Here is a 12,651-nt window from a genome sequence, read left to right as displayed (position 1 = left end):
AAGATCCAGGAGGTTCCCATGGCCACGGTCGTCACGCACGCAGTTGCCTCGCTCGACGGCTTCATCGCTCGACCGGACGACAGCGTCGGTCCGCTCTTCGACTGGTACGAGAACGGCGACACCGACCTCGTCGGCGGGGGCGGACGCTGGACCTTCCACGTCTCGCGGGCGTCCGCCGAGTACAGCCAGCCGTGGTGGGACTCGTGCCGGGCCCTGGTGATGGGCCGCCACCTGTTCGACACCACGAACGGCTGGAACGGCGTCCCGTCCGTGGGCGAGCGCGTCTTCGTGGTCACCCACGAGGCGCCGACGGACTGGGTCCCGAGCGAGACCCTGAGCGCCGAGGAGGCTCCGTTCACCTTCGTGACGACCGGTGTCGCCGACGCGGTCGCCCAGGCACGCGAGCTGGCCGGCGACGGCGTGGTCGCCGTCTGTGCGGGCGACGTCGGCGGGCAGGCGGTGGCGGCCGGGCTCGTCGACGAGGTCGCGATCGACATCGCACCGGTCCTGTTGGGACGCGGCAAGCGCTACTTCGGCGCCGCCGACCTCCCGGAGGGCCTCCTCGAGGACCCGGCGGTGGTCGAGGGCGACAGGGTGCTCCACCTGCGTTACCGGGTACGCCGCTGAGCGCACCGGACCGCCACGCTCAGGTCATCCGACGTCACCCGGGACCGGTACATTTCACGGGTGACCGCAGCCGAATCGACGTCGAGTGTGGAACGGGGCTATCCCGCGCACTGGGAGGCCGACGTCGTGCTCCGCGACGGGCGCACCGCACACCTGCGGCCGATCACGCCCGACGACGCCGAGGGCCTGGTCGCGTTCTACGCCGAGGTCTCGGCCCAGTCGAAGTACTTCCGCTTCTTCGCCCCGATGCCGTACCTCTCGGACAAGGACGTCCGCCGGTTCACCCACGTCGACCACCACGAGCGAGTGGCGTTCGTGCTGACCGTCGCGGAGCGGATCATCGCCGTGGGCCGCTACGAGCAGACGTCGCCCGGCGAGGCCGAGGTCGCGTTCCTCGTCCAGGACGCCCACCAGGGCCGCGGGATCGGGCAGCTGCTGCTCGAACACCTCGCCCAGGCCGCTCGCGAGCGCGACATCCACCACTTCGTCGCGGAGGTGCTGCCCGACAACCAGCGGATGCTGCAGGTGTTCCACGAGGCCGGCTACCAGGTCAAGGACGGCTGGGACGAGGGCACCATGCACCTCGAGCTCGACATCGACCCGACCGACACCTCCGTGGGCGTGATGTCGGCCCGCGAGCACCGGGCCGAGGCAGCCTCGATCGACGCATTCCTCAGTGCCCGGAGCGTCGCGGTGATCGGAGCGTCCCGTCGCTCGGACACGATCGGCGCCGCACTGGTGCGCAACCTCGTGCTCGGCGACTACGCCGGCCGCGTCTACGTCGTGAACCCCGCCGCAGACGCGGTGGCCGGCATGCCGTCGTACGCACGCGTCGGTGACATCCCCGGCGACGTCGACGTCGCGATCGTGGCGGTGCCCGCCGAGGCCGTGCAGGACGTCGTGCTCGACTGCGCGGCGAAGGGCGTGCACGGCCTGATCGTGATCTCCTCGGGCTTCGCCGAGACCGGTGAGGAGGGCCGGCAGCGACAGCGCCGGCTGGTCGGGCTGGCCCGCTCCTATGGGCTGCGGCTGATCGGCCCGAACGCGCTGGGCGTGATCAACACGGCCGTCGACATCTCGCTCAACGCCTCGCTCTCGCCGGTGATGCCCCCGCGTGGGCGCGCCGGGTTCTTCTGCCAGTCCGGCGCGCTCGGGTCGGCGATCCTCGAGAAGGTGCGCGGCCGTGGCCTGGGCCTGTCGACCTTCGTGAGTGCCGGCAACCGGGCCGACGTCTCGGGCAACGACCTCCTCCAGTACTGGGAGGAGGACGAGACCACCGAGGTCGTCCTGCTCTACCTCGAGTCGATCGGCAACCCACGCAAGTTCTCACGGATCGCCCGGCGCGTCTCGCGCAGCAAGCCGGTGATCGCAGTGCGTTCGGGCCGGACCACCCAGGGGGTGCCGATGGGGCACGCGGTCCGCTCGATCGAGGCGCCGCAGGCAGCCGTCGACGCGATGTTCCGGCAGGCCGGAGTGATCCAGGTCGACACGCTCGACGAGATGTTCGACGTGGCCCAGCTGCTGGCCCACCAGCCATTGCCGGCGGGCTCACGGGTCGCGGTCGTCGGCAACTCCGACGCGCTCGGCCTGCTGGCCGCCGACGCCGCCGCGGCGAGCGGGCTGTCCGTGACCCGCTCCGTCGCGCTCGGTGCCGAGGCCACCGCCGAGGACTTCGAGGACGCACTCGACGCGGTGATCGACGACCCCGAGGTCGACGGCGTCGTCGCGATCTACATCCCGCCGCTCAACGCCGGCGGGGCCGAGGTCGCGAACGCGCTCGCCGCCGTCGCCGAGCAGGCCGACAAGCCGATGGTCTCCAGCTTCCTCGGCCGCGAGGGCGTGCCCGAGCTGCTTCGGGTGCCCGACCTCTCCGGCAGCACGGCGGGACGGGGCTCGGTGCCGTCGTACCCGGCGGTCGAGCAGGCCGTCCGTGCCCTCGCCCGGGTGGTCGACTACGCCGCGTGGCTCGACCGCCAGCCCGACGACGAGGAGGTGCTGACCGGGCTCGACCACGACGCCGCGGCGAGGATGCTCGTGGAGATCCTGATCGGCGCTCCCGACGGGCGCGACCTGACCTTCGAGGAGTGCCAGCGACTGCTCGGCCACTACGGCGTCAACCTGTGGGACCGGATCGCCGTCTCCAGTGCCGAGGAGGCCGTCGCCGCCGCCGAGCAGCTCGGCTGGGACGTCGTGCTCAAGGCGACCGCGGAGCCACTGCGGCAACGCCCTGACCTGGCCCACGTCTGGCGCAACATCGAGGACGCCGACGAGATGCGGCACGCCTACCACCAGCTCTCGAGCATCGTCACCTCGGTCGAGGACGCCGCGTACGTCGTGCAGCGGACCGCGCCGCCCGGCGTACCGGTGCGCATCGACGGGCTCGAGGACCCGCTGTTCGGCCCCGCGGTGTCCTTCTCGATCTCCGGGGCGATCACCGAGCTCGTCGGCGACAAGGCCTACCTGATCCCGCCGATCACCGGGCTCGACGCCTATGAGGCGGTGCGCTCGATCAAGGCCGCGCCGTTGCTCTTCGGCCACCGGGGCAGCGACGGGGTCGACGCCGCCGCCATCGAGGACCTGTTCCGGCGGGTGGCGCACCTCAAGCACGACCTGCAGCAGGTCTGCGCGATCGACCTGAGCCTGGTCCACGCGACGGCCGACGGGGTGAAGGTGCTCGATGCGGAGATCAAGGTCGCGCCGGTGGTCGACCCGCGGTCCGACTGGTTCACCCGTCGGCTCAACGTGCACCCGGGGGACACGCTCCACGACTGACCGCGGGTGCGTGACAGACTGGCGATCATGCGTGTGACGTCCGAGGATCAGTCGGCAGAGCTCGGTGCCGCGATCGAGCAGACCGGCTACTACCCGGCCGTCGTCCGCGAAGGCGTCCAGGCATCGGTGGCCGGCGAGCGGGTCGTCTCGTTCCTGGTCCACCACGAGCCGACGATCGACCGCGACGAGGTCCGGCGGCACATCACCGTGGTCGTGCTCACGCCGACGCGCCTGATCCTGTGCCACACCGATGAGCACGCCCCTGACGACCTCCTGCCGATGCCCTACACGTCGACCTCGACCGAGGCGATCAAGCTCGACCAGGTGCGCTCGGTGGTCGTGAACCGGATGGTCGCCAACCCCGCCGAGGTGACCACGACGCCCGTCCCGGCGCCGGCGGAGGCCGTGGTGACGATCGGCTGGGGCGGCATCAACCGGATCGACCTCGAGCCGGCGGACTGCTCGGACCCGCAGTGCGAGGCCGACCACGGCTACACCGGCGTGCTGGCGTCCGACGACTTCTCCTTGCGACTGAGCTCCGCCGCGGACGGGCAGGCCGCCGTCGATCGGCTGCTCGCCTTCGCCGAGACCCTGTCGGCGAGCACGCAGGGGTGAGCGCGCAGGGGCCGGACGAGACGTTCGTCGAGCCGGCGTACGGGGGCCGCACGCTGGGTGACGTGCTGCCCGCGGTCGCCACGGCTCTCGGCGTCGACGTCGGCTTCCATGCGACCTCGCTGGAGCTGCCACCGGCGCGGCGCTACGTGATCTTCCTCGTCGACGGGCTCGGACACCGGCTGCTCGCCGCTCACCCCGAGCAGGCTCCGTTCCTCCACGCCCTGCTCCGCGAGCCGGGGCTCGCCGGCGTCCCGTCCACGACGGCGACGAGCATCACCTCGCTCGGCACGGCCCTGACCCCCGGCCAGCACGGCCTGGTCGGCTACACCTCCCGCATCCCGGGCACCGACCGGTTGCTGAACGCACTGATGTGGGACAAGCAGGTCGACCCCCTGGAGTGGCAGCCGAACGACAGCGGCTTCGCACAGCTGCGCGCAGCCGGGGTGCAGGCGACCGTCGTGAGCAAGCGCGAGTTCGTCGACACGGGCCTGACTCTCTGCGGGTTCCGCGGCTCGGACTTCGTCGGCGGCGACAAGGTGGGCGAGCGCATCGCCGGCGTGGTGGCGGCCTCTGCAGAGGACCCGAGCGTCACCTACGTCTACGACGGCGACCTCGACTGGACCGGTCACCGGTACGGCGTCGACTCGCCGCAGTGGCGGGCCCAGCTCGCCGCGATCGACGCGAGTGCCGAGCAGCTGCGCGAGGCGCTCGATCCGGGCGTACGGCTGGTGGTGATCGCCGACCACGGCATGGTCGACAGTCCGGCGGACAACCGCACGGACGTCGACAAGCACCTCGAGCTGCGCGACGGGGTGCGGCTCTTCGGCGGCGAGGCGAGGTTCCGGCACCTCTACTGCACGAGCGGTGCCGTCGAGGACGTGATGGCGACCTGGCGGGAGCGCCTGGGCCAGCACGCCGACGTGCTGAGCCGCGACGAGGCGATCGCGCGGGGCTGGTTCGGACCCGTCGTACCCCAGGTCCGGCCGCGGCTGGGTGATGTGGTGGTCGCGGCGCGCGGTGACCATGCCGTCGTCAGCACCGCGGACTTCCCCTACGAGAACATGCTGGTCGGCCTGCACGGCTCGCTCACGGCCGTCGAGATGGAGATCCCGATCCTGGTCTGCTGAGCGGTCAATGGCCCGTCCGGGTCATGTCGCCCACGGCTCTCCCGCGACGACTCTGGAGCATCCAGGGTCAGGAGGGCTCATGAGGCGCGTGGCGTGCTTGCTGGTGGTCACACTCGGATTGGCTGCGCTGTGGACACCGGTGGCCGCCACACCGAGCTTCGTCGCGAGCCAGCCGGTGTCGACCGGCTCGCTGTCGACCGAGATGCATGCCGCCATCGGGTCGGGCGGCGTCGTGGCCGTGGTGTTCATGACCGCCGACTATGCCGTCAGGGTGTCGGTGCGCCGACCGGGCACAGCGTGGGCCCAGGGGATCGAGGTGAGCCCAGCCGACGCCACGTCGCCCTACGACATGGACGCCACTGTTGCCCAGGACGGCAGCCTCACCGTTGCGTGGCGTCGGTTGAACACCGTCTTCGCACGGTCGATGTCGTCGTCCGGCGTCTGGTCGCCGGTCGTGCCGCTCAGCGAGGGTGTCCAGACTCCGTTCCACGCCGTCGTCGCGGGGAACGACAACGGCGACGTCGCCGTGGCCTGGCAGGAGGGCTTCACCTCGAAGGTCTTGTTGCGGGTACGTCGCGGGGGCTCGTGGTCGAGCATCGTCACCGTGTCGAGCCAGGCCGGCACGCCCAACACGGCCGGTTCCGCACCTGAGGTCGTCGTCGATCCCCTTGGTGGCGTCGTCGTCGAGTACCTGCAGCAGAACGGGTCGACGGCCGAGTGGTGGTCGATGCTGCGAGAGCTCCCGCCGGGCAGCACCACGCTCGGCGCCGTGCAGGATCCGAGTGCGAACCCGGTCACGCCGCCGACGAGCCTCGATCGGTACGGCCCCGTGCGCATCGCAGGCGACTCCCAGGGCCACGTCGCCCTGGCGATCAGGGACGCGACGGGTGCGGTGTGGGAGGACTACTGGGACCGCGTCGACCCGCCCGAGGGTGCGATCTCGAACAGCCACGGTTCCGAAGCGGTGCCGGGCTTCTTCGGTCGGGGCCGGCCGTACGTGGCGGTCCTCGAGGGAAGCGTCGGCTCCCGCGACGTCGTCGTCTACGACCGGGACGACTCCTCGATCTGGCCGACCAGCACCCCCGTGTGGACCGGCGCCGACGTGGACCAGCTCAGCACCGCGTGGGACGAGCACGGTCGCGTCCTCCTCGCGATGAAGGAGACGGCAACCGCCCCGGGACCCTACGTGAGCACGATCGTCCGAGAAGGCGGTGTGTGGGGAGGGACCGTACGTCAGCACGACCACGCCTTCGACGTCTGGGACGCCGCCATGAACCCTGCCGGTGACGGCCTGGTCGCGTGGTACAGCATCCTCGCCCCCGCGACGATCTGGGCAGCACCCTTCGACGCGTCCGGACCGTCCGCGACGCTCGACGGCCTGCCGACCTGGTCGCTCGCGGCGATCGCGCCCCTGCACTGGACGGCACTCGACACCTGGTCGACGACCGTCACCTCGACGGTGCGGCGTACCGGCTCACCGGGCGGTGCGTGGTCGGACGTCCTCACCACGAGCGGCTCCTCGACGTCGCAGCAGCTCGCACGGGGCACGACCGCCTGCTTCGCCGTCCGGGCCACCGATCCGTCCGCCAACACCGGCGCCTGGTCCGCGACGCAGTGCACGGCGGCCCCGCTGGACGACCGGTCGCTGTCGGGCAAGAAGAGGTGGCGCAAGCTCAACGGGTCCGGCTTCTACGCGGGCACGGCCCTGAAGTCCACGGCACAGGGTCGGGTGCTGACCTACTCCGCGACCGGCAAGCAGCTCGCGCTGGTGGCGTCGCGCTGCGGCGCCTGCGGAGCGGTCAAGGTGCTCGTGAACGGCGTCCTGGTACGCCGGGTCAGCCTGAAGGGCGCCGCGGCCAACCGCGTGGTGTTCGCGATCAAGGCCTATCCGTCGGCGCGCGCGTTGAAGGTGAAGGTCGTGACCACGTCGGGCAAGAAGGTGGTGATCGACGGACTCGGGATCAGTCAGTCCTGACTCACTGGAACGGGAGCGGCTCGCTGACCATCGAGACGGCACGCGCCCGCGCAGCGGTCATCCGGCGGCGGTGGTGCTGGCGGCAGAGGACCTCGTAGGCGATCTCCGCCGGCTCGTGGTCCGCGTCGTCGACGTCACCGACGACGATCACCTCGCCCTCGGTGACCATCTCTCCGTTCTCGGTCCGGGCGTTGTGGGTGGCCCGCTTGCCGCACCAGCACAGGGCCTCCACCTGGAGGACCTGGGTGCGGTCGGCGAGCTCGACCAGCCGACGGGAGCCGGGGAAGAGCTCGGTGCGGAAGTCGCTGAGGATCCCGAACGCGAACACGTCGATCTGCAGCTCGTCGACGATCCGGGCGAGCTGGTCGACCTGCTGCGGCTGGTAGAACTGCGCCTCGTCGCAGATCAGGTAGTCGATCCGCGCCCCGTGGGTGAGCGCGTCGACGACGTACCGCCAGAAGTCGAAGCCGTCGGCCACCTCGAGGGCCTCGTGCTCGAGGCCGAGCCGTGAGGAGAGGATCGCCTCGCCGGCGCGGTCGTGGGTGGTGAAGATCCGGCCGACGCGGCCACGGGCGGCGTGGTTGTGGTTCGTCTGCAGCGCCAGCGTGCTCTTCCCGGAGTCCATCGTGCCGGTGAAGAATTGGAGTTCGGCCATCGGGGAGGATCATGCCATGACCGATCCCCTCGTCTCCGCCGCCGAGCTGCTCGATCTCGCCGGCGGCGTGACGATCCTCGACGTGCGCTACCAGATGGGTGGGCCGGGCGGTCCCGGCGAGTTCGCAGCGGGCCACCTCCCCCGAGCGGCGTACGTCGACCTCGACTCAGCCCTCGCCGCCGCGCCCGGTCCGCGTGGTCGGCACCCGCTCCCGGACCTGTCCGTCTTCGAGGCGGCGATGCGCGCGGCCGGCGTCAGCAACGATCGACCGGTCGTGGTCTACGACGACTGGGGCGGCCGGGCGGCGGCGCGGGCGTGGTGGCTGCTGCGCTTCCACGGGCATCGCGACGTGCGCGTCCTCGACGGTGGCTGGTCGGCCTGGCAGCGCGCCGGCGGTGGCGTCGAGACAACCACGGTCGCCGCGGCTCCCGGTTCGTTCACTGCGGACCCGGGCCACCTGCCGGTGCTCGAGATCGACGACGTGCTCGGCTTCGCCGCGAAGCACACGCTGGTCGATGCGCGCGCCCCTGAGCGGTTCCGCGGCGAGGTGGAGCCGGTCGACCCGGTGGCCGGGCACATCCCGGGCGCGGTCAACGTCCCGACGGGAGCCAACCTCCGCGAGGACGGCACGTTCCGGAGCGCCGAGGAGCTGCGCACGGTCTACGGCGCCGTGCTCGCCGACGAGGGCGGCGAGGTCGCGACGTACTGCGGCTCGGGCGTCACGGCCGCGCACGACGTCCTCGCGCTCGCGGTGGCAGGGATCGACGCGGCGCTCTACCCGGGCTCGTGGAGCGAGTGGGTGGCTGACCCCAGCCGACCGGTCGAGAAGAGCTGACGTCAGCCGAGCGGTCCGCCGAGGTGGTCGCGGGGAATCACCAGTGGACGCCCTTGAGCACGCGCGCCATCATCGCCTGCTCGTTGGTCGGGGTCGCGGGCTGCTCCCCTCGGGCGGCCGCCGAGTCCGGGAAGATCTGGTAGGCCAGGTGCAGCACCCGGAACGCAGCCTTCGGGGCGAGCGTGTGGGCCAGCGCCCCGAGGTTGCCGGTGAGCGTGTTGATCTCGTGCGGCTTGTCGACGAGCGCCGTGACGACCTTGGCCGCCGCCTGGGCGGGGCTGATCGTCGGGAACCGGTCGTACATCCGGGTCGGCGCGATCATCGGCGTGCGGACGAGCGGCATGTGGATGCTCGTGAAGGAGACGCCGTCGCCGACCAGCTCGCTGGAGACCACGTTGCTCCACGCGTCGAGGGCGGCCTTGGACGCGACGTACGCGCTGAACCGCGGCGGGTTGGTGAGGACGCCGATTGACGAGATGTTCACGACGTGGCCCGACTTCTGCGCCCGCATCTTCGGCAGCAGGCCCATCACCAGCCGGATCGCGCCGTAGTAGTTGAGCTGCATGGTCCGCTCGAAGTCGTGGAAGCGGTCCTCGCTGAGCTTCAGCGAACGGCGGATCGAGCGACCGGCGTTGTTGATCACGAAGTCGATCCGCTCGAAGTCGCCGCTGAGCTGCTCGGTGAGCGCGTCGATCGCCTGGAGGTCGGACAGGTCGCAGCCGTAGGCGTAGGCCCGGCCGCCCTGGCTCTCGATCAGTGCCTTGGTCTCCTCCAGCTTGTCCTTGCCGCGGGCGACGAGGATCGGCACCGCACCGGCCTTGGCGACCTGGACCGCGACCACCCGGCCGATGCCGGAGGAGGCGCCGGTGATCACGACCGTCTTGCCCTTCAGTGCGGCGACGGCGCTCCGGTCGCGGGTGATCGAGTCGTCGAGGACCTCCTCCCAGAACGACCACAGCGTGCCGGCGTACGACTCGAGGTCGGGCACCGCCAGGCCGGAGCCGGCGAGGGCCTTCTGGGTGGAGCTCGACGCGTAGACGGTCGGGAACGAGACGTGCTCGAGCACCTCGGGCGGGATGCCGACGCGCCCGAGCGTCTGGTTCAGCGCGACGTGGGCCGGCGGGGTGCGCAGCGCAGCGCCGATCAGGGCTCCGGGACGGAACTGCCGGGGGAGCAGGCCGGTGGGGAGCCGGCTGGTCATGCTGCGGTCGAACGGCACCGCGAACTGGGGCGCCTTGGCGGCCGCCGCGAAGGTGTTCACCAGCTCGATGGTGTTCTGCGGCTCGGGGTTGACCAGGTGGAACGCCTCGCCGTTGCGGTCCGGCACGTGCGCCAGGTGGTCCATCGCCTTGGCGACGTAGTCCACCGGTACGACGTTGGTGTCACCGAGGTCGACGCCCACCAGCGGCAGCCAGGAGGGGAGGGTGTCGCGCATCCGCTTGAACAGCGGGAAGAAGTAGTACGGCCCGTCGATCTTGTCCATCGCGCCTGTCTCGGAGTGGCCGACGACGACCGCCGGGCGGTAGACCCGCCAGGGCACCGGTGACTCCTCGCGGACGATCTTCTCCGACTCGAACTTCGTGCGGTGGTACGCCGACGGCAGGCCCTGGCCCTCGTCGAACATCGACTCGTCGAACAGGCCGCGGTAGTCACCGGAGGCCGCGATCGAGGACACCTGGTGGAAGATGCCCGCCTCGAGCGCGCCCGCGAGGGACAGCGCCGCCCGAGTGCCGCCGACGTTGAGGGTCTCGTTGAGCTCGTCGCTCGCGGTCATGTCGTAGATCGCGGCGAGGTGGAAGAAGTGGTCGATCGCGCCGCGGTGCTGCGCGACCCACTCGGGGTCGACACCGAGCTGGTCGGCGCGCAGGTCGCCGATGACGGGCACCAGGCGCGAGCTGCCGCCCCACTGCTGGGTGATCAGGGCGTCGAGCCGCGCCCGCGAACCCTCCCGGCACAGCAGGTAGATCTCGCCCTCGCGGTTGGTGAGCAGCTCTTGGACCAGGAACCGACCGATGAAGCCGGTCGCACCGGTGACGAAGTAGGACATGGAGCCTCTTCCCGCTGGATGGGTGGGGCTGACGCAGCGCTCCGGGGAGCTGACGCCCATTCAACTCGCAACGCGGTGGTGCGTCACGCAGTGGCGCAGATGTTACTCGTGAGTAAGGAAGCAGGTCCAGCGCGCGGTCCAGAGACCCCGGTCACTCGCCCTTGCCGCCGCCGAACATGATCTCGTCCCAGCTCGGGACCGAGGACCTGCCCTTGCGCGCCGGCTTCTCCGCGACCTCGGCCGGCTCCGGGTCGGCGGCTGCACCGGTCGCCCCCGCTTCCTCTGCCGTCTCGTCGTGGTGCTCGGCCGCCGACTCGTCCTCGGCTTCCTCATCGGTCCGCGCGATCCAGTCGGCGTCGCCGTGGTCTGCGGCCGGGTCGAGCGCACGGTCGCGGACCAGCTCGATCGCGTCGTCGCCCAGCGGCAGCTCGTCGTCGACGCCCCGGTCGCTGGGCACCGCCGACAGGCGGCGTCCCGGCGTGCCTGTTTCCGGCGCCATGCTGGACTCGCCGGTCAGCAGCCTGGCCTCCTGGTTGTCGGCGACGACGTACCGGCCGGGCTGGTCGTAGGTGAACTCCGCGCGCCGCGGGGCGCCGCCGACGGCGTACTGGGCGACGAGGGTCCAGCGACCGTCCTCGCGGCGCCAGGCGTCCCACTCGACGTCGTCGGCGCGGACGCCGACGTCGGAGAGGTGCCGGCGCGAGGCCTGGTCGAGCGTGCCGACGGCCGTGCTGGTCTCGGTGGAGCGCCGGCGGATCGAGGACTTCTGAGCGCTCTCGGCGATGTGGGCCCGCTCGGCCAGGACGGGGGCGGCGAACCCCATGATCGCGTCGACCGTGGTCTGCGCGGCGGCGGCGACGTCCTCGGCGGACTCGCCACCCCGGATCCGCGCCTGGATGTCGCGCGGTCGAAGGGCGCTTTCCATCTTCATCTCCAACTGGCCGAGTCGAGCATGGTCTCCCCGGAGGGCTGCGCGAAGCCGGTGGTCGACCGGTACGGCGTACTCCTCGCCGGAGTTGCTGACCAGGACGAGGGTCTTGCCGTCCTTGCTCAGCCCCACCGGGGTGAGGTGCTGCATCGTTGCCGACTCCTTCGATCCGCGTGCTGCGAGCCTACCTTTCGCGCACCCCGCTCCGAGGGACCTTCGCGCGCGCCGCAGGGGTCCGTGCCGGACGGCCTACGCTCCCTCCCATGGTCGACGACTCGCCCCTGTTGCTGGTCCTCGAGCTCGGCGGGATCTTCGTGTTCGCGATCTCGGGAGGCCTGGTCGCGGTGCGCAAGCACCTGGACATCTTCGGGGTCGTCGTGCTCGCCGGTACGACGGGTCTCGGCGGCGGGTTCCTGCGCGACGTGCTGATCGACGCGACCCCGCCGACGGCGCTCTCCGACTGGCGGTACCTGCTGGTTCCGGTGGCGGCCGGGTTGACCACCTTCGCCTTCCACCCGGCGCTGGGCCGGATGGAGCGCCTGGTCAACGTCTTCGACGCCGCCGGCCTCGGCCTCTTCTGCGTGACCGGTGCGCTCAAGGCCCTGGAGTACGGGCTCGGGCCGGTCCCCTCGGCACTCATGGGCATGGTCACCGGCATCGGTGGCGGGATGGCCCGCGACCTGCTCGCGGGCCGGGTCCCCGTCGTGTTCTCCAGCGAGCTCTACGCGACTCCGGCGCTCGCCGGCGCGACCTGGGCCGTCGTCGCCCAGGAGCAGGGATGGACGGTGTGGGTGGTTGCGTTGCCCGGCGTCCTGGTCTGCTTCGGCTGGCGGGTGCTGGCGATCCTGCGGAACTGGCGGGCCCCGGTGGCGAGCGGCCCGGCGAGCGTCTAGGGCCGCCCGACCAGCGGAGGCTGAACGAAAGGGTGGTCGAGCAGCGAGCGCCAGCGAGCGTCTCGGGCCGCCCAACCACCGGCGGGCAGCGGAACCACCGGGTGGTCGAGCAGCGAGCGCCAGCGAGCGTCTCGGGCTGCCCAACCACCGGAGGGCAGCGGAACCACCGGGTGGTCG

10 protein-coding genes are annotated in these 12,651 nt (G+C 71.4%); 7 read left to right on the top strand and 3 right to left on the bottom strand.

Annotation, left to right across the window (positions count from 1 at the left end):
- The first annotated feature begins 18 nt into the window (after positions 1–18).
- The 5 genes from ACVW00_RS11910 to ACVW00_RS11890 all read left to right on the top strand — a co-directional run bounded on the left by ACVW00_RS11910 (position 19) and on the right by ACVW00_RS11890 (position 7,116).
- Complete coding sequence (locus ACVW00_RS11910) at positions 19–627, top strand: dihydrofolate reductase family protein (protein ID WP_457111110.1); 609 nt, start codon at positions 19–21, stop codon at positions 625–627.
- 60 nt (positions 628–687) lie between these two features.
- Complete coding sequence (locus tag ACVW00_RS11905) at positions 688–3,399, top strand: bifunctional acetate--CoA ligase family protein/GNAT family N-acetyltransferase (protein WP_457111109.1); 2,712 nt, start codon at positions 688–690, stop codon at positions 3,397–3,399.
- 27 nt (positions 3,400–3,426) lie between these two features.
- Positions 3,427–4,014 carry a DUF5998 family protein gene (locus ACVW00_RS11900; RefSeq protein WP_457111108.1) on the top strand — a complete coding sequence of 196 codons (588 nt, stop codon included), beginning with the start codon at positions 3,427–3,429 and terminating at the stop codon, positions 4,012–4,014.
- Entirely contained in the window at positions 4,011–5,141 is a 1,131-nt protein-coding gene (locus ACVW00_RS11895; RefSeq protein WP_457111107.1) for an alkaline phosphatase family protein, read from the top strand. Before ACVW00_RS11900 ends, ACVW00_RS11895 begins: the two co-directional genes overlap by 4 nt.
- 79 nt (positions 5,142–5,220) lie before the next feature.
- The gene (locus ACVW00_RS11890) at positions 5,221–7,116 is read left to right on the top strand and encodes a hypothetical protein (protein WP_457111106.1); all 1,896 of its coding nucleotides are present in this window, start codon (positions 5,221–5,223) and stop codon (positions 7,114–7,116) included.
- Between the two features lies 1 nt (position 7,117).
- Here the strand turns inward: ACVW00_RS11890 and ACVW00_RS11885 are convergent, their stop codons facing one another.
- Complete coding sequence (locus ACVW00_RS11885; RefSeq protein WP_457111105.1) at positions 7,118–7,771, bottom strand: thymidine kinase; 654 nt, start codon at positions 7,769–7,771, stop codon at positions 7,118–7,120.
- Positions 7,772–7,787: 16 nt separating this feature from the next.
- On the opposite strand from ACVW00_RS11885, the gene ACVW00_RS11880 reads away from it, so the two are divergent.
- Positions 7,788–8,606, top strand: a complete 819-nt coding sequence (locus ACVW00_RS11880; RefSeq protein WP_457111104.1) for a sulfurtransferase — start codon at positions 7,788–7,790, stop codon at positions 8,604–8,606.
- 37 nt (positions 8,607–8,643) lie between these two features.
- Here ACVW00_RS11880 and ACVW00_RS11875 read toward each other — a convergent pair whose 3' ends face one another.
- Both ACVW00_RS11875 and sepH read right to left on the bottom strand, forming a co-directional pair.
- The gene (locus tag ACVW00_RS11875) at positions 8,644–10,653 is read right to left on the bottom strand and encodes an SDR family oxidoreductase (RefSeq protein WP_457111103.1); all 2,010 of its coding nucleotides are present in this window, start codon (positions 10,651–10,653) and stop codon (positions 8,644–8,646) included.
- A gap of 151 nt (positions 10,654–10,804) precedes the next feature.
- The gene (gene sepH / locus ACVW00_RS11870; protein WP_457111102.1) at positions 10,805–11,731 is read right to left on the bottom strand and encodes a septation protein SepH; all 927 of its coding nucleotides are present in this window, start codon (positions 11,729–11,731) and stop codon (positions 10,805–10,807) included.
- A gap of 113 nt (positions 11,732–11,844) precedes the next feature.
- Here sepH and ACVW00_RS11865 point away from each other — a divergent pair, with 113 nt between their 5' ends.
- Entirely contained in the window at positions 11,845–12,474 is a 630-nt protein-coding gene (locus tag ACVW00_RS11865; RefSeq protein ID WP_457111101.1) for a trimeric intracellular cation channel family protein, read from the top strand.
- The last annotated feature ends 177 nt before the right edge of the window (positions 12,475–12,651 follow it).

The organism is Marmoricola sp. URHA0025 HA25 (genome assembly GCF_054059435.1).
This window is presented reverse-complemented; position numbering and strand designations above follow the sequence as displayed.

Coding starts and splice junctions, on each gene's coding strand:
- ACVW00_RS11885 (WP_457111105.1), bottom strand. CDS start 7,771: ATGGCCGAACTCCAATTCTTCACCGGCACGATGGACTCCGGGAAGAGC.
- ACVW00_RS11880 (WP_457111104.1), top strand. CDS start 7,788: ATGACCGATCCCCTCGTCTCCGCCGCCGAGCTGCTCGATCTCGCCGGC.
- ACVW00_RS11890 (WP_457111106.1), top strand. CDS start 5,221: ATGAGGCGCGTGGCGTGCTTGCTGGTGGTCACACTCGGATTGGCTGCG.
- ACVW00_RS11910 (WP_457111110.1), top strand. CDS start 19: ATGGCCACGGTCGTCACGCACGCAGTTGCCTCGCTCGACGGCTTCATC.
- sepH (WP_457111102.1), bottom strand. CDS start 11,731: ATGCAGCACCTCACCCCGGTGGGGCTGAGCAAGGACGGCAAGACCCTC.
- ACVW00_RS11865 (WP_457111101.1), top strand. CDS start 11,845: ATGGTCGACGACTCGCCCCTGTTGCTGGTCCTCGAGCTCGGCGGGATC.
- ACVW00_RS11900 (WP_457111108.1), top strand. CDS start 3,427: ATGCGTGTGACGTCCGAGGATCAGTCGGCAGAGCTCGGTGCCGCGATC.
- ACVW00_RS11875 (WP_457111103.1), bottom strand. CDS start 10,653: ATGTCCTACTTCGTCACCGGTGCGACCGGCTTCATCGGTCGGTTCCTG.